The following is a 23,812-nucleotide window of genomic DNA, read 5'->3' as shown; positions in this document are numbered from 1 at the left end:
GGGGATTTTTACGGTGTTTATTGGTTTTGACTACGGTACGGCAAACTGTTCAGTAGCCGTAATGCGTGACGGGCAGCCACACCTGCTCAAAATGGAAAATAACAGCACGTTACTGCCCTCAATGCTTTGTGCGCCTACGCGTGAAGCGGTGAGCGAATGGCTGTATCGCCATCATGATGTCCCCACGACGGATGCCGAAACACAGGCGCTACTGAGTCGTGCGATGCGTTATAACCGCGATGAAGACATCGATGTTAGCGCCAATAGCGTGCAGTTTGGTCTGGCATCACTGGCGCAATACATTGACGATCCGGAAGAGGTTTACTTTGTTAAATCGCCAAAATCATTCCTGGGTGCCAGCGGCCTGAAGCCGCAGCAGGTTGCGCTATTTGAGGATTTGGTCTGCGCGATGATGCTGCATATTCGCAATCAGGCGCAAAACCAGCTACCGGAAGCGATCACCCAGGCCGTTATCGGTCGCCCGATCAACTTCCAGGGGTTAGGCGGTGATGATGCCAACGCCCAGGCGCAGGGTATCCTTGCGCGTGCGGCAAAGCGTGCTGGTTTTCAGGATGTTGTTTTTCAGTACGAACCGGTAGCCGCGGGTCTGGATTTTGAAGCAACCTTGCAGGAAGAAAAACGCGTACTGGTGGTGGACATCGGCGGTGGTACCACTGACTGTTCGCTACTGCTAATGGGACCGCAATGGCATCAGCGCGCCGATCGCGAAAACAGCCTGCTGGGACACAGCGGTTGCCGCGTGGGCGGTAACGATCTGGATATTGCGTTAGCCTTTAAACATCTGATGCCACTGCTGGGTATGGGCGGCGAAACGGAAAAAGGCATCGCATTGCCGATTTTACCCTGGTGGAACGCGGTCGCGATCAACGATGTTCCAGCACAAAGTGATTTCTACAGCACCGCCAACGGACGTTTACTCAACGATCTGATCCGCGATGCACGTGAAGCAGACAAAGTGGCGCTGCTGCTTAAAGTCTGGCGTGAACGCCTGAGTTATCGCCTGGTACGCAGCGCAGAAGAGAGCAAAATTGCGCTTTCTGACCAGACAAACGTTACCGCGGCACTGCCATTTATCAGCGATGCGCTGGCCACCGCTATCAGCCAGCAAGGACTGGAAGCGGCGTTAAATCAACCGCTGGCACGTATTCTTGAGCAGGTTCAGTTAGCGCTGGATAACGCGCAGGAAAAACCGGATGTCATTTATCTGACCGGCGGTAGCGCCCGTTCACCGCTGATCAAAAAAGCCCTTGCTGAACAGCTTCCGGGGATCCCTATCGCCGGTGGCGATGACTTTGGCTCTGTCACCGCAGGGCTGGCTCGCTGGGCGGAAGTGGTTTTCCGCTAAGTCGCTCGCAGGCTGAAAAGCGTACGTATTGACATCATCGTTACTGTGGATTACTTTCAGGAGTGAGGGTTAGGGAGGTTTTACCCTCCCCCTGGTGTCTTAGTAAGCCGGTAAGCTAATGACTAAGAGTATCACCAGTATGATGACCTGCTTCATCATAACCCTTTCCTTTTTTTGGCCCCTTCCTCGGGAGGGGTTTTCCCGTTCCAGCGTCCCGCTGAAATCTCTGGCTTACCTCCTTATTGCCTTGACCACACTCTGACACACTATTTCGCATTGGCGATTTTCGCTGCTGATTGTTGCGTAATGCCTCGCAAAGCCGCGCCGTCATTCAGACGAATCCCGACAGTGTTTCATAATTCCTCCATTTTTCTCCCTTGTTCACTGGCTAAACTAGTATCATTCCGCGAAACGTTTCAGGATGAGAAACTCATAACAATGAAAGGCCGTAACAAATCCCGCTGGGTGATAGTAATCGTGATCGTCGTGGCCGCCATCGCCGCCTTCTGGTTCTGGCAAAGTCGCAGCGAACCTCAGGGAACAGCCCCCGGCGCGACCCGTCAGACACAACCCGCTCCGGCAACGGGACGGCGAGGAATGCGTTCCGGTCCGTTGGCTCCGGTTCAGGCGGCGACGGCAGTCGAACAAGCGGTTCCACGCTATCTGACCGGGCTGGGTACCATTACTGCCGCGAACACCGCGACGGTACGCAGTCGCGTGGACGGCCAACTCATCGCCATACACTTTCAGGAAGGGCAACAGGTGAAAGCCGGCGATCTGCTGGCCGAGATCGACCCGAGCCAGTTTAACGTTGCGTTGGCTCAGGCGCAGGGACAGCTAGCGAAAGATAAAGCCACGCTAGCCAATGCTCGTCGCGACCTCGCCCGCTATCAGCAATTGGTCAAAACGAATCTGGTCTCTCGTCAGGAACTGGATGCACAACAGGCGCTGGTCAACGAAACACAAGGGACGATAAAAGCCGATGAAGCCAGCGTCGCCAGCGCGCAATTACAACTCGACTGGAGCCGGATAACGGCTCCTGTTGATGGTCGGGTGGGCCTGAAGCTTGTGGATGTGGGTAACCAGATATCCAGCAGCGATACCACCGGGATTGTCGTCATTACACAAACCCATCCTATTGATCTGGTTTTCACTCTGCCAGAGAACGATATCGCGACCGTAGTACAGGCACAGAAATCGGGGACGCCACTAAAAGTTGAGGCCTGGGACCGTACCAACTCGAAAAAACTGAGCGAAGGTGTGCTGCTGAGCCTCGACAACCAGATTGACGCTACCACCGGCACCATCAAAGCAAAGGCCCGCTTTAACAACCAGGACGATGCCTTGTTCCCGAATCAGTTTGTTAACGCTCGCATGCTCGTCGATACGGAACATAATGCCGTCGTGATCCCGACTGCCGCACTACAAATGGGTAACGAAGGCCACTTTGTCTGGGTACTGAACAACGACAACAAAGTCAGCAAACATCTGGTTAAACCGGGTATTCAGGACAGCCAGAATGTCGTTATCTCCGCCGGGCTGTCCGCGGGCGATCGCGTCGTAACCGACGGTATTGATCGTCTGACGGAAGGGGCTAAAGTCGAGGTCGTGGAGGCTCACGCCGCCACTGGCAGCGACGACAAAACCGCACCGCGCGGGTATGGCAAAAAAGGAGCGAGCTCCTGATGCAGGTGTTACCTCCCGGCAATACAGGCGGCCCGTCCCGCCTGTTCATTCTGCGCCCTGTCGCCACCACGTTACTGATGGTCGCGATTTTGCTTGCCGGTATTATCGGCTATCGTTTCCTGCCCATTGCTGCATTACCAGAAGTGGATTACCCCACCATTCAGGTCATAACGCTCTATCCCGGAGCCAGCCCGGATGTCATGACGTCGGCGGTTACCGCTCCGCTTGAACGCCAGTTCGGGCAGATGTCCGGCCTGAAACAAATGTCCTCCCAAAGTTCCGGTGGTGCATCGGTCGTCACGTTGCAGTTTCAACTGACCCTGCCACTGGATGTTGCTGAGCAGGAAGTTCAGGCCGCCATCAATGCCGCCACCAACTTATTACCGAGTGACCTGCCTAACCCACCGGTCTACAGCAAAGTTAATCCAGCGGATCCGCCGATCATGACGCTGGCCGTCACCTCGAGCGCCATGCCGATGACGCAAGTGGAAGATATGGTGGAAACCCGCGTCGCGCAGAAAATCTCCCAGGTATCTGGTGTTGGCCTGGTGACACTTTCTGGCGGCCAGCGTCCGGCGGTCCGCGTGAAGCTTAATGCCCAGGCGATTGCAGCGCTCGGCCTGACCAGCGAAACCATCCGTACGGCGATTACCGGCGCCAACGTCAATTCCGCCAAAGGGAGTCTTGATGGGCCAACGCGCGCCGTTACACTTTCCGCTAATGACCAGATGCAGTCTGCCGATGAGTATCGCCAGTTAATCGTTGCCTATAAAAATGGTGCACCGGTACGACTGGGTGATGTCGCAACCGTCGAACAAGGTGCAGAAAACAGCTGGCTTGGGGCATGGGCCAACAAACAACAAGCCATCGTGATGAACGTACAACGTCAACCAGGCGCAAATATTATCTCCACGGCGGACAGTATTCGGCAAATGCTGCCGCAACTGACGGAAAGCCTGCCGAAATCGGTGAAGGTAACTGTACTTTCGGATCGTACGACCAATATTCGCGCTTCCGTTGCCGACACTCAGTTCGAACTGATGCTGGCGATTGCGTTGGTCGTCATGATTATCTACCTGTTTCTGCGCAATATTCCTGCCACCATCATTCCTGCGGTTGCCGTTCCGCTATCGCTGATCGGGACCTTCGCGGTAATGGTGTTTCTTGATTTCTCCATCAACAATCTGACATTGATGGCGCTGACCATCGCCACGGGTTTTGTGGTGGATGATGCCATTGTGGTTATCGAGAATATTTCGCGCTATATCGAAAAAGGGGAAAAGCCACTGACCGCAGCCCTGAAAGGTGCAGGCGAGATTGGTTTTACCATCATCTCCCTGACGTTTTCATTGATTGCAGTATTGATCCCACTGCTATTCATGGGCGATATCGTCGGGCGCTTGTTCCGTGAATTCGCCGTTACGCTGGCAGTGGCGATTCTGATTTCCGCCGTCGTATCGCTCACCCTTACACCGATGATGTGCGCGCGCATGCTCAGTCAGGCGTCATTGCGTAAGCAAAACCGCTTCTCCCGCGCCTCAGAAAAAATGTTCGATCGGGTGATTGCCGGATACGGCCACTGGCTGGCAAAAGTACTTAACCACCCGTGGTTGACGCTTAGCGTAGCCCTCGGTACGTTGGCCCTGAGTGTCATGCTGTGGGTGTTTATCCCAAAAGGTTTCTTCCCGATTCAGGATAACGGCATTATTCAGGGTACGCTGCAGGCTCCGCAATCCAGTTCATTTGCCAGCATGGCCCAGCGTCAACGCCAGGTTTCCGATGTGATCCTCAACGATCCTGCGGTAGAAAGCCTGACGGCCTTCGTGGGTGTTGACGGCACTAACCCCGCGCTGAACAGTGCTCGTCTGCAAATTAATCTTAAACCGTTGGATGAGCGCGACGACCGCGTTCAGAAGGTGATCGCCCGATTGCAGGATGAGGTAGACAGAGTCCCTGGCGTTGACCTTTATCTACAACCCACGCAGGATCTGACGATTGATACCCAGGTCAGCCGAACGCAATACCAGTTTACGTTACAAGCTAACTCTCTTGACGCCCTCAGCACGTGGGTCCCACAGCTACTTGAAAAACTGCAGCAGTTACCACAATTGTCTGATGTTAGCAGCGACTGGCAGGATCAAGGGTTGGTCGCGTATGTGAACGTCAATCGTGACAGCGCCAGCCGTTTAGGGATCAGTATGGCGGATGTCGATAACGCCCTGTATAACGCCTTTGGACAGCGTTTAATTTCGACTATCTACACGCAGGCAAACCAGTATCGCGTGGTGTTAGAGCATAACACTGACAGCACACCTGGACTTGCAGCACTGGATACCATTCGTCTGACCAGTAGCGATGGCGGGATCGTACCGCTCAGCGCTATCGCCAGCATTGAGCAGCGTTTTGCCCCGCTATCGATTAACCATCTCGATCAATTCCCGGTGACGACTATCTCGTTCAATGTGCCAGATAACCAGTCGTTGGGCGATGCGGTACAGGCGATTCAGGATGCCGAAAAAACACTTAACCTGCCCGCAAATATCACCACTCAGTTCCAGGGCAGTACGCTGGCCTTCCAGGCTGCTCTGGGCAACACCATCTGGCTGATTGTGGCGGCAGTGGTCGCGATGTATATCGTGCTCGGCGTATTGTACGAAAGCTTTATTCACCCGATTACGATTCTCTCTACACTTCCCACTGCGGGTGTCGGGGCGTTGCTGGCGCTCATGATTGCCGGCAGCGAACTGGACGTGATCGCGATCATCGGCATTATTTTGCTCATCGGGATCGTGAAGAAAAACGCCATCATGATGATCGACTTTGCCCTTGCTGCGGAACGTGAGCAGGGAATGTCACCCCGCGATGCCATTTTCCAGGCCTGTCTGCTGCGTTTTCGCCCTATCCTGATGACCACGCTGGCAGCGCTACTGGGTGCGTTGCCACTGATGCTAAGCACCGGTGTAGGTGCAGAGTTACGCCGTCCATTAGGTATTGGCATGGTTGGCGGTCTGCTGGTAAGCCAGGTCCTGACGTTGTTTACCACGCCCGTCATCTATCTGCTTTTTGACCGTTTATCGCTGTACGTCAGGAACCGCTTCCCACGCCAGGAAGAGGAAGCGTAAATGAAATTTTTTGCGCTTTTCATCCATCGCCCGGTCGCGACCATTCTCATTTCGGTGGCGATTACCCTGTGCGGGATTCTTGGCTTTCGCCTGTTGCCAGTGGCCCCCCTGCCGCAGGTTGATTTCCCGGTAATCATGGTCAGTGCATCACTACCGGGAGCATCACCAGAAACAATGGCGTCATCTGTAGCAACCCCACTGGAACGCTCGCTGGGGCGCATTGCGGGCGTGAACGAAATGACATCAAGCAGTTCGCTTGGCAGTACGCGTATTATTCTCGAATTCAAATTCGACCGTGACATCAATGGCGCGGCGCGGGACGTTCAGGCCGCGATTAACGCCGCGCAAAGTCTGCTACCCAGCGGGATGCCGAGCCGACCAACGTATCGCAAAGCCAACCCTTCCGATGCGCCAATCATGATCCTGACGCTAACATCGGACACGTACTCGCAAGGTGAATTATACGATTTCGCATCGACGCAACTGGCGCAGACCATCGCACAAATCAACGGTGTCGGTGATGTGGATGTCGGAGGAAGCTCTCTTCCCGCCGTGCGTGTGGGGCTTAATCCGCAGGCGCTGTTTAACCAGGGTGTATCGCTGGACGCGGTGCGTAGCGCTATCGATAACGCCAACGTGCGTAAACCACAGGGTGCTATCGAAGATAAAACCCATCGCTGGCAGGTACAAACCAACGATGAGCTAAAAACCGCGGCGGAATATAAGCCAGTTATCATCCACTATAACAACGGTGCAGCTGTGCGACTGGGGGATGTTGCATCTGTCAGTGATTCAGTGCAGGACGTACGCAATGCGGGGATGACCAATGCCAAACCGGCCATTCTGTTGATGATCCGCAAACTGCCGGAAGCCAATATTATTCAGACGGTCGACAGCATTCGCGCCAAACTACCGGAGTTACAAACCCTGGTTCCTGCCGCTATCGATCTACAAATCGCCCAGGATCGTTCACCCACTATCCGCGCTTCGCTGGCTGAAGTAGAACAAACGCTGATTATCTCCGTAGCGTTGGTTATCCTGGTGGTGTTTGTCTTCCTGCGCTCCGGGCGTGCCACCCTGATCCCCGCCGTTGCGGTTCCGGTCTCGCTGATTGGTACGTTTGCCGCGATGTATCTGTGTGGGTTTAGCCTCAACAATCTGTCGTTAATGGCCCTAACCATCGCGACGGGTTTTGTCGTCGATGATGCCATTGTGGTACTGGAGAACATTGCTCGCCACCTCGAAGCAGGAATGAAACCGTTACAGGCGGCGCTACGGGGCACGCGCGAGGTGGGTTTCACGGTTCTCTCCATGAGCCTGTCGCTGGTGGCGGTGTTTCTGCCACTGCTGTTAATGGGCGGGCTGCCAGGCCGTCTGTTACGCGAGTTTGCCGTCACCCTGTCGGTGGCTATCGGTATTTCATTGCTGGTATCGCTGACGTTGACGCCGATGATGTGTGGCTGGATGCTCAAATCCAGCACGCCACGCGAACAATCGCGTAAGCGGGGATTTGGCCGTGTACTGGTGGCATTACAACAAAGCTACGCCACCTCGCTGAAGTGGGTGCTACGCCACACACGCATGGTGGGCGTGGTGCTACTCGCAACCATTGCCCTGAACGTCTGGCTCTATATTTCAATCCCCAAAACCTTCTTCCCGGAGCAGGATACTGGCGTGCTCATGGGCGGAATCCAGGCCGATCAGAGCATTTCGTTTCAGGCGATGCGGGGCAAACTGCAGGACTTTATGAAGATCATCCGCGACGATCCTGCGGTGAATAACGTCACCGGGTTTACCGGCGGCTCACGCGTCAACAGTGGGATGATGTTTATCACCCTGAAGCCACGTGGAGAACGTCACGAAACAGCGCAACAGGTGATCGACCGCCTGCGTGTGAAGCTTGCCAAAGAACCCGGCGCAAACCTGTTTCTAATGGCGGTGCAGGATATTCGCGTCGGCGGTCGTCAAGCTAATGCCAGCTACCAATACACTCTGTTGTCAGATGACCTCGCCGCACTACGCGAATGGGAACCGAAAATTCGTAAGGCGCTGGCCGCCCTGCCCCAGTTGGCGGACGTTAACTCCGATCAGCAGGACAACGGCGCAGAAATGAATCTGACCTACGATCGTGACACCATGTCACGTCTGGGAATCGACGTTGAAGCTGCCAACAGCCTGCTGAATAACGCCTTTGGTCAGCGGCAAATTTCAACCATCTATCAGCCGATGAACCAGTACAAAGTGGTGATGGAAGTCGACCCACGCTACACCCAGGATATCAGCGCCCTGGACAAAATGTTCGTCATCAACAGCGATGGCAAAGCAATACCGTTGTCATACTTTGCCAAATGGCAACCGGCAAATGCGCCGCTATCGGTGAATCACCAGGGGTTGTCTGCCGCCTCAACCGTATCATTTAACCTGCCGACCGGTTCTTCACTCTCTGAAGCAACGGAGGCCATCAACCGAACCATGACCCAGCTTGGAGTACCGTCGACGGTACGCGGTAGCTTTGCGGGTACCGCACAGGTATTTCAGGACACCATGAACTCACAGGTGATCCTGATTATCGCCGCCATCGCCACCGTCTATATCGTGCTGGGTATGCTGTATGAAAGCTATGTTCACCCGCTGACTATTCTCTCCACGCTGCCTTCTGCTGGCGTTGGGGCCTTACTGGCGCTGGAGCTGTTCAATGCCCCGTTCAGCCTAATCGCCCTGATAGGGATCATGCTATTAATTGGCATTGTGAAGAAAAACGCCATCATGATGGTCGATTTTGCGCTGGAAGCGCAGAGAAATGGCAAGTTGCAGCCCGAAGAAGCGATTTTCCAGGCCTGCCTGCTGCGCTTTCGCCCAATAATGATGACCACGCTGGCGGCCCTGTTTGGTGCGCTGCCGCTGGTATTATCCGCAGGTGACGGCTCTGAACTGCGTCAACCATTGGGGATAACCATTGTTGGCGGGCTGGTTGTCAGTCAGCTACTGACGCTGTACACCACTCCGGTGGTCTATCTCTTTTTCGACCGTCTGCGTCTGCGTTTTTCGCGTAAAAACAGCAAACCGGTAGCAGAGTTATGACAGAACTTCCCGACAGCACCCGCTGGCAACTTTGGATTGTGGCATTTGGCTTTTTTATGCAGTCGCTGGATACCACCATCGTCAACACCGCGCTTCCCTCGATGGCCAAAAGTCTCGGGGAAAGTCCACTGCATATGCACATGGTCATTGTGTCGTATGTACTTACCGTCGCCGTAATGCTCCCTGCCAGCGGTTGGCTGGCCGATAAAATCGGTGTGCGCAATATATTCTTCACCGCAATCATTCTGTTTACGCTGGGATCGCTTTTTTGTGCCTGGTCCGGAACACTGGATGAACTGGTGATGGCTCGCGTGTTACAAGGTGTAGGCGGCGCGATGATGGTACCCGTCGGCAGGTTGACGGTGATGAAAATCGTCCCACGCGAGCAATACATGGCGGCAATGACATTCGTCACCTTGCCCGGTCAGATTGGTCCTCTTCTGGGCCCGGCATTAGGTGGTATTCTGGTGGAATATGCCTCCTGGCACTGGATATTTCTGATTAACATTCCGGTTGGCATTGTCGGGGCAATAGCGACGTTAATGCTGATGCCCAACTACACCATGCAAACTCGCCGTTTCGATCTTTCTGGATTCATAATGCTGGCTGTCGGCATGGCGGTACTCACGTTAGCGCTCGATGGTAGTAAGGGAACCGGCATTTCCCACATCACGCTGGCAGCGCTGGTAATCTGTGGCGTACTGGCGATCCTGCTGTATCTGAAACATGCCCACAACAACCCTCGTGCACTGTTTAGCCTGCATCTGTTTCGTACACACACCTTCTCGTTAGGCCTGTTCGGCAGCTTTGCCGGGCGGATTGGTAGCGGAATGTTACCGTTCATGACCCCGGTTTTCCTGCAGATTGGATTGGGCTTTTCACCATTTCATGCCGGATTGATGATGATCCCGATGGTGCTGGGCAGTATGGGAATGAAACGCATCGTGGTTCAGGTCGTCAACCGGTTTGGCTACCGTCGCGTACTGGTCACCACCACGCTTGCCCTGTCGATGGTCAGCCTGTTGCTGATGAGCACCGCGTTACTCGGTTGGTATTACGCCCTGCCGTTCATACTGTTCTTACAGGGAATGGTCAATTCTACCCGCTTCTCCTCAATGAACACGCTGACGCTAAAAGACCTGCCGGATGAACTCGCAAGCAGCGGCAACAGCCTGCTGTCGATGATCATGCAACTGTCGATGAGTATCGGGGTAACCATCGCCGGTCTGTTGTTAGGCATGTTCGGGCAGCAGCATATCGCCATCGACAGCGCGTCTACGCATACCGTCTTTATGTACACCTGGCTGTGCATTGCGTTTCTTATTGCACTACCAGCCATCATTTTTGCCCGCGTGCCGAACGACACGCAGACCAACGCGGTGATTTCACGGCGCAAAAGGAGCACCTGATGAAGTTCTGGCGGCCCGGTATCACCGGCAAACTCTTTCTGGCTATTTTCGCCACCTGCATTGTGTTGCTGATCAGCATGCACTGGGCCGTCCGTATTAGCTTCGAACGTGGTTTTATTGACTATATCAAGCACGGCAACGAACAGCGGCTGCAAATGCTCAGCGATGCGTTAAGCGAGCAGTACGAGCAGCACGGCAACTGGCGATTCTTACGCAATAACGATCGTTTTGTTTTCCAGATCCTGCGCTCTTTTGAACACGACAATGACGATGATAAACCGGGACCCGGCATGCCGCCGCACGGCTGGCGTACGCAATTTTGGGTGGTCGATCAAAGTGCCCGCGTGCTGGTCGGCCCACGCGGCCCAGTTCCTCGCGACGGCATGCGCCATCCCATACGCGTTAACGGCAGCGAAGTGGGTGCCGTGATCGCCTCGCCCGTAGAACGTTTAACGCGGAATACGGATATCAATTTCGACATGCAGCAAAGACGATCCAGTTGGCTTATCGTGGCGCTCTCCACGATCCTTGCCGCGCTGGCGACGTTTACGCTAGCGCGCAGCCTGCTGGCCCCGGTTAAGCGGTTGGTGGAAGGCACACACAAACTGGCTGCCGGCGATTTTACCACCCGCGTGGTCCCCACCAGTACCGATGAACTGGGCAAACTGGCGCAGGATTTCAACCAGCTCGCCAGTACGCTGGAAAAAAACCAGCAGATGCGCCGGGACTTTATGGCTGATATCTCTCACGAACTGCGCACGCCGCTGGCAGTTTTACGCGGCGAACTCGAAGCTATTCAGGATGGTGTACGTCAGTTCACCCCGGATTCGGTAGCCTCATTGCAGGCCGAAGTGGGTACGCTCACCAAACTGGTAGACGATCTCCACCAGCTTTCTATGTCTGATGAAGGTGCGTTGGCCTACCAGAAAACCTCGCTGGACCTGATCCCTCTGCTGGAAGTGGCGAGCGGCGCGTTTCGCGAACGCTTCGCCAGTCGTGGACTGACGATCCAACTTTCACTCCCGGACAGCATGACGGTCTTTGGCGACAGGGATCGCCTGATGCAACTGTTTAACAACCTACTAGAAAACAGCCTACGCTACACCGACAGCGGTGGCGGTCTGCATATCAGCGCCGAACAGCGCGAGCGAATGGTGTTATTAACCTTCGCCGATTCCGCCCCCGGCGTTAGCGACGAACAGCTACAGAAACTATTCGAACGCTTTTATCGCACCGAAGGGTCCCGTAACCGGGCCAGCGGAGGGTCCGGGCTGGGGCTGGCGATTTGCGTCAACATTGTCCAGGCGCATAATGGTCTGATCCGCGCCGCCCATTCGCCTTTTGGCGGGGTTAGCATTACAGTAGAGTTACCGCTGGAACGCGACTTACAGAGAGATGTATGACTGAGTTACCTATTGATGAAAACACGCCGCGTATTCTGATCGTGGAAGACGAGCCCAAGCTGGGGCAACTGCTCATCGACTACCTGCGTGCGGCAAGCTATGCCCCTACGCTCATCAATCACGGCGATCAGGTGTTGCCTTACGTACGCCAGACGCCGCCCGATCTTATCTTGTTAGATCTGATGTTGCCAGGTACCGACGGTCTGACTCTGTGCCGGGAAATTCGTCGTTTCTCTGATGTCCCGATTATGATGGTGACCGCCAAAATCGAAGAGATTGACCGCCTGCTGGGGCTGGAGATCGGTGCAGATGACTACATTTGTAAACCATACAGCCCGCGGGAAGTCGTCGCACGAGTGAAAACGATCCTGCGCCGTTGTAAACCACAGCGCGAGTTGCAACAGATGGATGCAGAAAGTCCTCTGATCGTCGATGAAGGCCGTTTTCAGGCATCGTGGCGTGGAAAAATGCTCGACCTGACGCCCGCTGAATTTCGCTTACTCAAAACGCTGTCGCATGAACCGGGAAAAGTGTTCTCCCGCGAGCAATTGCTCAACCATCTCTACGATGACTACCGCGTCGTTACCGACCGCACCATCGACAGCCATATCAAGAACCTGCGCCGCAAACTGGAATCGCTGGATGCAGAGCAGTCGTTTATCCGCGCGGTCTATGGCGTAGGATATCGCTGGGAAGCCGATGCCTGTCGGATTGCTTAATCTACCAGACGTCAATCAAGGCCGGGTAAGGCAAAACGCCCACCCGGCACAATAACTTTACCTGCCCGTCACGCAGCGATACAATGCCCGCCCTTAATATGGGGGCACTCCCCCAACCGCTTCATTCAGTGAAGCGAGTCTGACCTGTCATCAGAACGAGAAAATTATGTTTAAACCGGAACTCCTTTCCCCGGCGGGAACGCTGAAAAATATGCGTTACGCTTTCGCCTATGGCGCAGATGCTGTGTATGCGGGTCAACCGCGTTACTCTTTGCGTGTGCGCAACAACGAATTCAATCACGAAAACCTGCAGCTCGGCATTAATGAGGCCCATGAACTGGGTAAAAAATTCTATGTGGTGGTTAACATTGCCCCGCATAATGCCAAGCTGAAAACCTTCATTCGTGACCTGAAACCCGTTGTGGAAATGGGGCCGGATGCACTGATTATGTCCGATCCAGGCCTGATCATGCTGGTACGTGAACACTTCCCTGATATGGATATTCATCTGTCAGTACAGGCTAACGCGGTAAACTGGGCAACGGTGAAGTTCTGGAAACAAATGGGCCTGACCCGCGTTATCCTGTCCCGCGAACTGTCGCTGGAAGAAATTGAAGAGATCCGCACCCAGGTTCCGGATATGGAGATTGAAATCTTCGTTCACGGTGCGCTGTGCATGGCCTACTCCGGCCGCTGCCTGCTCTCCGGCTACATCAACAAGCGCGACCCTAACCAGGGTACCTGTACCAATGCCTGCCGCTGGGAATACAACGTGCAGGAAGGCAAAGAAGATGTGGTGGGTAATATCGTGCACAAATACGAACCCATCCCGGTACAAAACGTGGAACCAACGCTTGGGATCGGCGCACCTACGGACAAAGTGTTTATGATTGAAGAAGCCCAGCGTCCGGGTGAATACATGACCGCGTTCGAAGACGAACACGGCACTTACATCATGAACTCAAAAGATTTACGCGCAATTGCCCACGTTGAGCGCCTGACCCAGATGGGCGTGCATTCGCTGAAAATCGAAGGCCGCACCAAGTCTTACTATTACTGCGCCCGTACCGCACAGGTCTATCGTAAAGCCATTGACGATGCTGCAGCCGGTAAACCGTTCGATCCGCAACTGCTGGAAACACTGGAAGGCCTGGCGCACCGTGGTTATACGGAAGGATTCCTGCGCCGCCATACGCATGACGACTATCAGAACTACGAATACGGTTTTTCTGTTTCCGAACGTCAGCAGTTTGTCGGTGAATTCACTGGCGAACGCAAAGGCGATCTGGCTGCTGTACTGGTGAAAAACAAATTCACCGTCGGTGACAGTCTGGAGCTGATGACGCCACAGGGTAACGTCAATTTCACCCTTGAGCAGATGGAAAACGCCAAAGGCGAAGCTATGCCAGTTGCGCCTGGTGATGGTTATACCGTATGGATGCCCGTACCGCAGGATATCGATCTGAATTATGCATTACTGATGCGTAATTTTGCCGGTGAGTCCACGCGCAACCCACATGCTAAGTAGTTAATTACGGTTATTTTTCAGCGTTCGGAAGATTCTTAGAAATCGATCACATACCGTTTCGTTCATTAAGGGTATTATCCCACCCGCTGAAAAACATAACCCATAAATGCTAGCTGTACCAGGAACCACCTCCTTAGCCTGCGTAATCTCCCTTACGCAGGCTTATTTTTTGCCTGCCGTTTAAACTCTTTGAGCTCCCCCCATTCAAATCACGACTTTCAGGCAAAAAAAAACCGGGCATTACGCCCGGTTTATCATGTGATTAGAAATTAATGTGCAGCTTCTGGCTTGTGCTTTTGCGCACTCTGGAAACCATAGGTCAGCTCATTTTTTTCTTTATCCAGCGCGACGGTAACCTGACCGCCATCCACCAGCGAACCAAACAACAATTCGTTGGCCAATGGTTTTTTCAGGTTGTCCTGAACCACTCGCGTCATCGGGCGTGCGCCCATTGCGCGGTCGTAACCTTTTTCCGCCAGCCAGTTACGTGCTTCCTGACTCACTTCCAGAGAGACACCTTTCTGATCCAGCTGAACCTGCAGCTCGACAATAAATTTATCCACCACCTGATGAATCACCTCAGTAGAGAGATGATCGAACCAGATAATGTTGTCGAGGCGGTTACGGAATTCCGGCGTAAACACTTTTTTGATTTCGCCCATCGCATCAGTACTGTTGTCCTGATGAATAAGCCCAATCGATTTACGCTCAGTTTCACGTACCCCGGCGTTGGTCGTCATCACCAGCACTACGTTGCGGAAATCTGCTTTGCGCCCGTTATTGTCAGTCAGCGTACCGTTATCCATAACCTGCAGCAGCAGGTTAAAGACATCCGGGTGCGCTTTTTCAATTTCATCCAGCAGCAGTACAGCATGCGGATGTTTAATCACCGCATCGGTCAGTAAACCGCCCTGGTCGAAACCGACATACCCTGGAGGCGCACCAATCAAGCGGCTGACAGTATGACGTTCCATATATTCGGACATATCAAAACGCAGCAGTTCGATGCCCAGCGCTTTAGACAACTGCACCGTGACTTCGGTCTTACCAACGCCAGTCGGTCCAGCGAACAGGAACGAACCGACAGGTTTATGCTCATGACCCAGACCGGCACGGCTCATTTTGATCGCTTCGGTCAGTGCTTCAATGGCTTTATCCTGCCCAAATACCAGCATTTTCAGGCGGTTGCCCAGATTTTTCAGCGTATCACGATCGCTCTGCGACACGCTCTTCTCTGGGATACGTGCAATACGGGCCACGACGGACTCGATATCTGCCACGTTGACGGTTTTCTTGCGCTTGCTGACCGGCATCAGACGCGCACGTGCGCCCGCTTCATCAATCACGTCAATCGCTTTATCCGGCAGATGACGATCGTTAATGTATTTCACCGCCAGTTCGACCGCTGCACGTACCGCTTTGGCAGTGTAGCGAACGTCATGGTGCGCTTCGTACTTCGGTTTCAGACCGTTGATGATCTGCACGGTCTCTTCCACTGACGGCTCAGTGATATCGATCTTCTGGAAGCGACGCGCTAACGCACGGTCTTTCTCAAAGATATTGCTGAATTCCTGATAGGTGGTTGAACCTATCACACGAATTTTCCCGCTGGAGAGCAGCGGCTTGATCAGGTTAGCGGCATCCACCTGGCCGCCCGATGCCGCACCCGCACCGATAATAGTGTGGATCTCATCGATAAACAGGATGCTGTTAGTATCCTGCTCCAGTTGCTTCAGCAGCGCCTTAAAGCGTTTCTCAAAATCACCGCGGTATTTGGTACCCGCCAGCAATGAACCGATATCCAGAGAGTACAGCGTACAATCAGCCATCACTTCCGGCACATCCCCCTGGACAATACGCCAGGCGAGACCTTCGGCAATCGCCGTTTTCCCCACGCCGGATTCCCCCACCAGCAGTGGGTTATTTTTACGGCGACGACACAGTACCTGAATAGCGCGCTCCAGCTCTTTTTCGCGGCCAATAAGCGGATCAATCCCGCCCACGCGAGCCAGCTGGTTAAGGTTAGTCGTGAAGTTCTCCATACGGTCCTCCCCGCCAGCTTGCTCTTCGTTATTTGGCTGATTCCCGGAGTCAGAAGACTGACTCGGTTCGTCTTTACGCGTGCCATGAGAAATGAAATTCACCACGTCCAGGCGACTGACTTCATGCTTACGCAGCAGATAGGCCGCCTGTGATTCCTGCTCGCTGAAGATAGCAACCAGCACATTAGCGCCAGTCACTTCATTGCGCCCGGAGGACTGAACATGAAAGACAGCACGTTGCAAAACACGCTGAAAACTCAGCGTCGGCTGCGTGTCGCGCTCTTCTTCGCTGGCAGGCAATACGGGTGTGGTTTGTTCAATGAAGGCTTCGAGTTCCTGACGGAGCGCCACCAGATCCACAGAACACGCTTCCAGCGCTTCGCGGGCCGATGGGTTACTGAGCAACGCCAGTAACAAGTGCTCGACGGTCATAAACTCATGTCGGTGCTCGCGCGCTCTGGCGAAAGCCATGTTTAAACTGAGTTCCAGTTCTTGATTGAGCATAGGCACCTCCCCCAATATTTATGCCTGCATTCAGGCTTTTTCCAGCGTACACAGCAACGGATGCTCGTTTTCCCTCGCATATTTGTTCACCATCGCCACTTTGGTTTCAGCAACCTCGGCGGTAAATACGCCGCAGATGGCTTTACCTTGATAGTGAACGGCAAGCATCAGTTGCGTTGCACGTTCTACATCATAAGAAAAGAATTTTTGTAACACGTCAATAACAAACTCCATCGGAGTGTAATCATCATTGACTAATATCACTTTATACATAGATGGCGGTTTTAGCGCGTCGCGCAATTTGTCTTCCGCCAGCTGTTCGAAATCCAGCCAGTCGTTCGTCTTACTCATTGTCAGTCGTCATCTTCAGTTACGGTTACCGGCAGAATAACTTGCCGCTGACAAGAGCCTATGCGCACAATCAATCTACCTCAAGTATTAGATAACTATCATCTATCAGTGTCATCCGCGACATCTGTCACATATCCGACAATAGCGTTAACTGCTTCAAATTTTGATGCATTTTTACCCTATTCCACCTGCCTGGCGCTTGACGCCTCGCCTGATTTCTCTAAATTGTAGTTTCGAGAGTTGGCGAGGTTTTGAACAGCCCCCACTCCGCCACCGGTTCATTCCATCTTACTTATATAAGATTTACGAAGGATGTCGAAGTATGGAAACGGGTACTGTTAAGTGGTTCAATAATGCCAAAGGGTTTGGTTTCATCTGCCCCGAAGGCGGTGGTGAAGATATCTTCGCCCATTACTCCACCATTCAGATGGATGGTTACAGAACGCTAAAAGCCGGACAGTCTGTCCAGTTTGATGTCCACCAGGGGCCAAAAGGCAATCATGCCAGTCTTATCGTGCCCGTCATTGAAGCAGAAGCTGTCGCATAGCTCTTCTGTCTCATTGTGTACATCCCGCAGACAAAATGCCAGCCCCTGAGGCTGGCATTTTTATTTCTTATGCAATACAACGCGTTATTCTCGCGCCAAAGCATCCACGGGATCCAGACGCGCTGCATTACGGGCCGGAAGCCAGCCAAACAAAATTCCGGTGGCGGTTGAACACAAGAAAGCCGTTAACAGCGCGACAGGAGAGAAACCAATTTCCCACCCGGGCAGGAACAGTTGTAGCGTAAAGGCAATTAACATCGACAAACTGATACCGAGCGCGCCTCCCACCAGGCACACCAGCACAGCCTCAATTAAGAACTGCTGTAGCACATCACTGGCCCGCGCCCCCACTGCCATCCTAATGCCGATTTCACGCGTACGCTCTGTCACCGAAACCAGCATAATGTTCATCACGCCGATCCCGCCTACCACCAGCGAAATCACCGCTACCAGCGTCAGAAAGAGCTGTAATGTACGTGTGGTTTTTTCGGCGGTTTTCAAGATGCCATCCATGTTCCAGGTGAAGAAATCTTTTTTGCCATGACGCAGCGATAACAGACGGGTGAGTTGCTGCTCGGCCTGGGCGCTATCAAAACCCTCTTTTACCCGCACGGTAATAGAGTTTAACCACGATTGCCCCATGATCCGTCCTGACATAGTGCTGTAGGGCAACCAGACGCGCAGGATCTTACTGCTGCCAAACATCGATTGTTTTTCTTCCGCAACGCCAATGACGGTGGCTGGCATATTTCCCACCAGAATAACTTCACCCACCACTTTCGCTTTGCTGGGGAACAACTGACGTCGGGTATTGCTGTCGAGCACCACCACCTGTGCCCGCCCCGCCAGTTGCTCTGCATTAAAGGTGGCGCCTTCACTGAACGTCATGCCATAGACGTTGAAGTAATCACCGCTAACGCCATTCGCGCTGGCGGCGACATCAATATTGCCATAGCGCAGGCGTAGGTTCTTTGATACCGCAGGCGTAACGGAACTGACCCAGGGTTGCTTCTGAATCGCCACTAAATCGTCATACTTCAGCGCCTGCTGATATTGTGGATCGTCATCACCGAAATCCTTGCCTGGATAGATATCGATAGTATTCGTACCAATCGCTCGGATGTCTGCCAGCACCAGTTGTTTTGCCGCATCGCCCACCACCACAATCGATACCACCGACGCGATGCCGATGATAATACCCAGCATGGTGAGCAGTGTACGCATCTTGTTGGCGGCCATGGCCAGCCAGGCCATGGTCAATGCTTCACGAAAACCGCTGACAAACTGGCTCCAGCCAGAAGCCGTCGTCACCGTTGGTTCATCAATATCACGTCCGGCAGCGGGCTTTTGTGGTGGCGGATTACGCACAATCTCGCCATCACGAATTTCAATGACGCGTTCTGCCTGGGCGGCAACCTGGCTGTCGTGCGTGACGATAATGACCGTATGCCCGCGATCGCGTAGCTGATGCAGAATAGCCATCACCTCTTCGCCGGAGCGGCTGTCCAACGCGCCAGTGGGTTCATCGGCCAGAATAACCTGACCACCGTTCATCAACGCACGTGCAATACTGACACGTTGCTGCTGGCCTCCGGAAAGCTGGGAAGGCTGATAATCAACCCGGTCACCCAATCCCAGACGCTGAAGTAATTCCTGAGCACGAGCCAGACGCTGCTTGCGTTCAGTCCCGGCATACACCGCCGGGACTTCAACGTTTTGTGCCGCCGTTAAATGTGACAGCAAATGATAACGCTGGAAGATAAAGCCAAAATGCTCACGCCGCAGTTGTGCTAACGCATCGCTATCCAGTGTAGAAACATCCCGCCCCGCAACCCGATAGGTTCCACTGGTTGGCTTGTCCAGACATCCCAGAATGTTCATCAGCGTCGATTTACCCGAGCCAGACGCCCCGACAATCGCCACCATTTCCCCGGCCTGAATACGCAAGGAAACGTCCTTTAAAACCTCGACCTGTCCCTCGCCTGACGGGTAACTGCGGCGGATATTGCTCAACTCAAGCAACGCCGTCATTGTGCTACTCCCGCTTTACCCTCACCGGTGATCACTTCATCCCCCTCTTCCAACCCTTTCACAATTTCTACGTCGGTATCATTACGGGCTCCGATGACCACTTCGCGCTCGCGAGTTTCACCATTGCGCAGCAGCCTGACGTTATAGCGGTTGTTGCCAATAGGATCGCCCAACGCCGACAACGGGATCGTCAGCACATTTTTAACGTCGGTGAGCTGGATGTGCACCTGTGCGGTCATATCAAGGCGCAGGATCCCTTTCGGGTTAGGCACTTCGAAGCGCGCATAGTAGAAAATGGCGTCATTCACCTTCTCAGGCGTCGGAAGGACATCTTTGAGCACGCCTTCGTACCGTGTCTGCGGATCGCCCAGCACAGTGAACCAGGCTTTTTGGCCCGGCTGCAGGTGAATAACATCGGCCTCGGAGACCTGCGCTTTTACCAGCATGGTGCTCATATCTGCCAACGTCAAAATGTTGGGTGCCTGTTGGGCGGCAATCACGGTTTGTCCCTGGAGGGTGGTGATTTGCGTCACTTCACCCGCCATTGGCGCGACGATTCGCGTGTAGTCGAGGTTCGTTTTTGCCGTATCAAGGGAAGCCTGATTACGCTTAATTTGCGCATCAATAGTGCCAATCTGTGCCTGCTTGACCGCCAATTCGGTCGCTGCTGTGTCGAGATCCTGCTGCGAAACCGCCTGCGTTTTCGCCAGTTGTTGCTGACGAGAAAGCGTTACGCGCGCCAGTTTCCACTCAGCTTCAGCCTGCAAACGCTGAGCCCGCAGCTCCATGAGTGTCGCTTCAACTTCTTTGATTTGGTTTTGTGCCTGCTCAGGATCGATAACGCCGAGCAACTGATCTTTTTTAACTTTATCGCCAATGGCTACTGACAGCGTTTTTAACTGCCCACTCACCTGTGCACCAACATCAACTTTGCGTAACGCATCCAGTTTCCCGGTGGCCAGCACACTTTGCTGGAGATCGCCTGGACGTACAATTAACGTTTGATACTGAGGTAGTGGCGCATTAAGCGTTCGCCAAAGTGAAATCATCGCCACAATAATGATGATGGCGAGGAGAAAATAACGTTTTTTAATTTTTCCCTTGAGCTTCATAAAATGTCCCAGTGTCCCCCAATACGCCCACCAGAGTGGAGTGATAAACATCAACGATAAATTAACAGGCGTTGAAAAGTGCAAAGAATAACAGAGTTATTGATGAACCGTTAAGGTCCGCTGTGCTGAAATTAGTATCAGAGTATCTATTGGATTGTTATTATGAGCCAGCTAACAGAAAGCACTTTTCATTCTTCCAGACCCGCCACAAGTTTTAGTCTTTTTTGTCGTCTGACAACCGGACAATGGCGGCCAGGTAAATTTTGGCATCAACGAAGCTTTCGCCGTAAGTTTGTATGGCGCTCATTGCTGATGCCACGATTAACACGTGAATGGATGGCTGAGCTGGCGCAATGGCCGGATCTCGAGAAAATTCTCGCGATCCAACCCCGTATACCGGTTCGCCTGCATCGCGCATATCTCGCAGTCAACCTTGACCGTAAAGCAAAACTCGATGCTGTGCGTTTTCATTACAATGTTATCCGCAACGCTTTTTCATCGACAGAATTTAATGATTATTTAAGTGCAGATGGGCTACAACTGGCACAAATTGAAGGCAAAGACAGCGCAATATACACCATTATAATGTCATCATTTATTGCCCTGGATAAAGAAGGTGAAAGTACAATTCTTGTCCGTAATAGTGAGGGCGAGACATTAGCAGAAATGACCTTCACCCTGTGCAACTATGAAGGGCGCAGCGCGCTTTTTATTGGCGGCTTGCAGGGGGGTAACCGATTAATGCCGCACGAAGAAATTCAAAAAGCGACAAAATCATGCCATGGTTTGTTCCCTAAACGTATTGTAATGGAAGCTATTTGTCGTTTTGCAGAACAATTGAATATTGAACAAGTACTGGCCGTCAGCAATGACCAGCATATTTTTCGCAGCCAGCGCTACCATGATAAAAACAAGGTTATTCATTCTGACTACAATTCATTTTGGGAGTCAGTGGGCGGCGAATGTGACAGCAATGGCTACTATCATATTCCGCGTACGCTAGCGCGTAAAAGCGAAGCAGATATTGCCAGTAAGAAGCGCGCGGAATATCGCCGCCGCTATCAGTTACTCGACAGTATCCACTCGCAGTTATCAGTCATGTTCCGCCGCTAATCCGCTCGCCCGCGTGCTAACCACAGCACGCGGGAAAACATTTTCCGCAGCAACGTTGGCACCGCTTCAACACCGCGTCGCCCCGCTTCCATTGCCACTTCAATCGCCAAATCCGGTTTTGACGAGCGATGGATCGCCTTCGCTATAATTTTCCGCATATTCATCGGCACATTTTCCGGTATTTGCGCCACCCGATGAAAAACATCCGAGAACCCCTGGCGGTACATAAAGTGTTCCATGTCCAACGCAGGTAACATGGTCAAATGCTCGCGCTCTTCCTCTTTGTCATCGTTCAATAGACTGCGTACCGTGGCCGCATACTTTTTCCCCGCCTCATCGCCATCGACCAGCACATGCCACTCAATTCCCATCCGGCGGGCAAACTTCACCAGGGGTTTAAGCCCAGACTGGGCAAATTCAATGACTTTAATCCCTTCGGCATCAAAGTGATGCCCACACTGACGAGCCAGCTCGTTGATGACCCATGTTTCTGTTTCTCCCTCCACCAACAGCCAGCAACGGGCAAACAGTGAAGACGCCCGATTAAAACGGATATGGAAGGCAATGCGCCGCCCGTCTTCCGCATTGAGTCCTCCCGGTCCCAGTCGCCAGGCGGCGACGCGGGAAGATTCTCGTACCAGTCGGACAACATGCTCTACGGGCGTGAGCGACAACAATTCACCAGAGTTGGTCGTCGTCACGCGCTGGAGGGGAAGCAGGTTCAACAATTGCCAGGCAACGGACAACATAATGGGGTGTAAGCGCGTTTCAGGATCTTCTACCAGTAGCAACGGACGAGCGTCTTTATCCAGTCTTAGTGACCCTTTGGCCTGTAATAGCGTGGAAAACAGCCCCAGCAGAATCACACGGTGCGTGCGCCCCCCAGGTTTATCAATCATACGGTTGATAATATCCAGATAACGCCAGCTGCGTTGCTCGTTGTTGGAGCGCCGGCGCATCAGACGATAGCGCGACTGACCCGAACCTTGTTCCGAAAAGTAGTGCTCCAGCAGTTGAACCATCGCTGACAGCCCCTGGCGAATCTGCCCATCCGTCAGATTCTGCGGTCGGGTGGCCAACTCACGCGCCATAAAATCCAGTTGACGCGCAGTCACCTCAACATCCGCGGAATCCGGCACCGTTCCATTACGGATCCGCCGCATAAAACGCGCATCACGTAAACGCAGTACTGGCATCAAACGCACCAGATGACGCGCCTGTTCGTTAATATTGTCGATGGGTAACGGGTGGCCTTCGCCATCAAGAAAACTGCGTAATGTCAGGACGCTGCCGTCATCAGCACACTCGCCTTCCAGACGATAGAAAATACGGTGATAGTTATCGGAGCACGGCGACCAGCACGCTTCTAACGGGCGATATCGGCGCACACGATGGCGACCCGGTTGAGATTCACGAAACGTCAGGACAATATGCAGATGATGTTCCCGGCCCTGGATGTCACCCGGCGGGAACCAGAAATCTTCGCGGTCAAAGTGGTACAAATCCGACTCTGGCGACAACAGCAAGGTTAACGCATCCAGCAGGCTGGACTTACCCCACGCGTTCTCCCCAATCAGCACGTTGTTTTGCTCCAGCATCAACGACAGCCGATTAATACCACGAAACCCAACAATCTCAACGCGTTCGAGAATCATATAGCCTCCGGAAATGCTCACTTTTTCCTTCAAGTTATCAGGAGTATAACGGTAAGCGAGCGCTCAGAACACCCGATCTCATCCGCAGATAAATCGAAAGAGTTAAGAATATTCTCTTTAAAAATTACTTTTGAATATAATTT

16 protein-coding genes are annotated in these 23,812 nt (G+C 53.2%); 10 read left to right on the top strand and 6 right to left on the bottom strand.

Translation table 11 applies throughout. The features are described 5' to 3' along the window. The first annotated feature begins 13 nt into the window (after positions 1–13). Positions 14–1,366 carry a molecular chaperone gene (gene yegD, locus NNO02_RS09155; RefSeq protein ID WP_271454624.1) on the top strand — a complete coding sequence of 451 codons (1,353 nt, stop codon included), beginning with the start codon at positions 14–16 and terminating at the stop codon, positions 1,364–1,366. A 99-nt stretch (positions 1,367–1,465) separates the two neighbouring features. Here the strand turns inward: yegD and NNO02_RS09150 are convergent, their stop codons facing one another. Beyond that, positions 1,466–1,525, bottom strand: coding sequence for a type I toxin-antitoxin system Ibs family toxin (locus NNO02_RS09150; RefSeq protein WP_109017525.1), 60 nt, complete (start codon positions 1,523–1,525; stop codon positions 1,466–1,468). A 279-nt stretch (positions 1,526–1,804) separates the two neighbouring features. Between NNO02_RS09150 and NNO02_RS09145 the strand changes: the two genes are divergently transcribed. The 7 genes from NNO02_RS09145 (at position 1,805) to trhP (ending at position 14,314) form a co-directional block, all read left to right on the top strand. Beyond that, the gene (locus NNO02_RS09145) at positions 1,805–3,052 is read left to right on the top strand and encodes an MdtA/MuxA family multidrug efflux RND transporter periplasmic adaptor subunit (protein ID WP_271449361.1); all 1,248 of its coding nucleotides are present in this window, start codon (positions 1,805–1,807) and stop codon (positions 3,050–3,052) included. After that, the gene (locus tag NNO02_RS09140) at positions 3,052–6,174 is read left to right on the top strand and encodes an MdtB/MuxB family multidrug efflux RND transporter permease subunit (protein WP_271454623.1); all 3,123 of its coding nucleotides are present in this window, start codon (positions 3,052–3,054) and stop codon (positions 6,172–6,174) included. The genes NNO02_RS09145 and NNO02_RS09140 overlap by 1 nt, the downstream gene beginning before the upstream one ends. After that, the gene (mdtC, locus tag NNO02_RS09135; protein WP_271454622.1) at positions 6,175–9,255 is read left to right on the top strand and encodes a multidrug efflux RND transporter permease subunit MdtC; all 3,081 of its coding nucleotides are present in this window, start codon (positions 6,175–6,177) and stop codon (positions 9,253–9,255) included. Next, entirely contained in the window at positions 9,252–10,664 is a 1,413-nt protein-coding gene (locus tag NNO02_RS09130; protein WP_271454621.1) for an MFS transporter, read from the top strand. Before mdtC ends, NNO02_RS09130 begins: the two co-directional genes overlap by 4 nt. Next, the gene (gene baeS / locus NNO02_RS09125) at positions 10,664–12,067 is read left to right on the top strand and encodes a two-component system sensor histidine kinase BaeS (protein WP_137382237.1); all 1,404 of its coding nucleotides are present in this window, start codon (positions 10,664–10,666) and stop codon (positions 12,065–12,067) included. The genes NNO02_RS09130 and baeS overlap by 1 nt, the downstream gene beginning before the upstream one ends. After that, positions 12,064–12,786, top strand: coding sequence for a two-component system response regulator BaeR (gene baeR / locus NNO02_RS09120; RefSeq protein ID WP_137382236.1), 723 nt, complete (start codon positions 12,064–12,066; stop codon positions 12,784–12,786). Before baeS ends, baeR begins: the two co-directional genes overlap by 4 nt. A 166-nt stretch (positions 12,787–12,952) precedes the next feature. Further along, positions 12,953–14,314, top strand: a complete 1,362-nt coding sequence (gene trhP / locus NNO02_RS09115) for a prephenate-dependent tRNA uridine(34) hydroxylase TrhP (protein WP_271441353.1) — start codon at positions 12,953–12,955, stop codon at positions 14,312–14,314. A gap of 269 nt (positions 14,315–14,583) precedes the next feature. Here trhP and clpA read toward each other — a convergent pair whose 3' ends face one another. Together clpA and clpS are read right to left on the bottom strand one after the other, a co-directional pair. After that, positions 14,584–16,860 (bottom strand): ATP-dependent Clp protease ATP-binding subunit ClpA, encoded by a 2,277-nt coding sequence (gene clpA / locus NNO02_RS09110; protein WP_040231864.1) that lies wholly within the window; start codon positions 16,858–16,860, stop codon positions 14,584–14,586. Positions 16,861–16,890: 30 nt separating this feature from the next. After that, on the bottom strand, positions 16,891–17,211 hold the full coding sequence (gene clpS, locus NNO02_RS09105) for an ATP-dependent Clp protease adapter ClpS (protein WP_271441351.1): 321 nt from the start codon (positions 17,209–17,211) through the stop codon (positions 16,891–16,893). A 322-nt stretch (positions 17,212–17,533) separates the two neighbouring features. Between clpS and cspD the strand changes: the two genes are divergently transcribed. Continuing rightward, positions 17,534–17,758, top strand: a complete 225-nt coding sequence (gene cspD, locus NNO02_RS09100; RefSeq protein ID WP_005128369.1) for a cold shock-like protein CspD — start codon at positions 17,534–17,536, stop codon at positions 17,756–17,758. 84 nt (positions 17,759–17,842) lie between these two features. On the opposite strand, the gene macB is transcribed toward cspD, so the two are convergent. Next, positions 17,843–19,789, bottom strand: a complete 1,947-nt coding sequence (macB, locus tag NNO02_RS09095; protein WP_271454620.1) for a macrolide ABC transporter ATP-binding protein/permease MacB — start codon at positions 19,787–19,789, stop codon at positions 17,843–17,845. Next, the gene (gene macA, locus NNO02_RS09090) at positions 19,786–20,901 is read right to left on the bottom strand and encodes a macrolide transporter subunit MacA (RefSeq protein WP_271441349.1); all 1,116 of its coding nucleotides are present in this window, start codon (positions 20,899–20,901) and stop codon (positions 19,786–19,788) included. Before macA ends, macB begins: the two co-directional genes overlap by 4 nt. Positions 20,902–21,063: 162 nt before the next feature. Here macA and NNO02_RS09085 point away from each other — a divergent pair, with 162 nt between their 5' ends. Next, the gene (locus NNO02_RS09085; protein ID WP_271441348.1) at positions 21,064–22,014 is read left to right on the top strand and encodes a VirK/YbjX family protein; all 951 of its coding nucleotides are present in this window, start codon (positions 21,064–21,066) and stop codon (positions 22,012–22,014) included. Here the strand turns inward: NNO02_RS09085 and NNO02_RS09080 are convergent. Beyond that, positions 22,011–23,669 (bottom strand): ATP-dependent endonuclease, encoded by a 1,659-nt coding sequence (locus NNO02_RS09080; RefSeq protein ID WP_271441347.1) that lies wholly within the window; start codon positions 23,667–23,669, stop codon positions 22,011–22,013. The two genes, NNO02_RS09085 and NNO02_RS09080, sit on opposite strands and share 4 nt — an antisense overlap. Positions 23,670–23,812 lie beyond the last annotated feature (143 nt).

Origin of the sequence: Citrobacter sp. Awk 2 (assembly GCF_028069815.1) — a bacterium.
In the GTDB taxonomy this organism is placed as follows: Bacteria; Pseudomonadota; Gammaproteobacteria; order Enterobacterales; family Enterobacteriaceae; genus Citrobacter.
Note: the sequence above shows the minus strand (reverse complement) of the source record. Positions and strands in the feature narration are given on the sequence as shown.

What these genes read in the sequence shown, in the direction of transcription:
- NNO02_RS09145 (WP_271449361.1), top strand. Translation starts at nt 1,805, where the DNA reads ATGAAAGGCCGTAACAAATCCCGCTGGGTGATAGTAATCGTGATCGTC.
- NNO02_RS09140 (WP_271454623.1), top strand. Translation starts at nt 3,052, where the DNA reads ATGCAGGTGTTACCTCCCGGCAATACAGGCGGCCCGTCCCGCCTGTTC.
- mdtC (WP_271454622.1), top strand. Translation starts at nt 6,175, where the DNA reads ATGAAATTTTTTGCGCTTTTCATCCATCGCCCGGTCGCGACCATTCTC.
- NNO02_RS09130 (WP_271454621.1), top strand. Translation starts at nt 9,252, where the DNA reads ATGACAGAACTTCCCGACAGCACCCGCTGGCAACTTTGGATTGTGGCA.
- baeS (WP_137382237.1), top strand. Translation starts at nt 10,664, where the DNA reads ATGAAGTTCTGGCGGCCCGGTATCACCGGCAAACTCTTTCTGGCTATT.
- baeR (WP_137382236.1), top strand. Translation starts at nt 12,064, where the DNA reads ATGACTGAGTTACCTATTGATGAAAACACGCCGCGTATTCTGATCGTG.
- trhP (WP_271441353.1), top strand. Translation starts at nt 12,953, where the DNA reads ATGTTTAAACCGGAACTCCTTTCCCCGGCGGGAACGCTGAAAAATATG.
- clpA (WP_040231864.1), bottom strand. Translation starts at nt 16,860, where the DNA reads ATGCTCAATCAAGAACTGGAACTCAGTTTAAACATGGCTTTCGCCAGA.
- clpS (WP_271441351.1), bottom strand. Translation starts at nt 17,211, where the DNA reads ATGAGTAAGACGAACGACTGGCTGGATTTCGAACAGCTGGCGGAAGAC.
- cspD (WP_005128369.1), top strand. Translation starts at nt 17,534, where the DNA reads ATGGAAACGGGTACTGTTAAGTGGTTCAATAATGCCAAAGGGTTTGGT.
- macB (WP_271454620.1), bottom strand. Translation starts at nt 19,789, where the DNA reads ATGACGGCGTTGCTTGAGTTGAGCAATATCCGCCGCAGTTACCCGTCA.
- macA (WP_271441349.1), bottom strand. Translation starts at nt 20,901, where the DNA reads ATGAAGCTCAAGGGAAAAATTAAAAAACGTTATTTTCTCCTCGCCATC.
- NNO02_RS09085 (WP_271441348.1), top strand. Translation starts at nt 21,064, where the DNA reads ATGAGCCAGCTAACAGAAAGCACTTTTCATTCTTCCAGACCCGCCACA.
- NNO02_RS09080 (WP_271441347.1), bottom strand. Translation starts at nt 23,669, where the DNA reads ATGATTCTCGAACGCGTTGAGATTGTTGGGTTTCGTGGTATTAATCGG.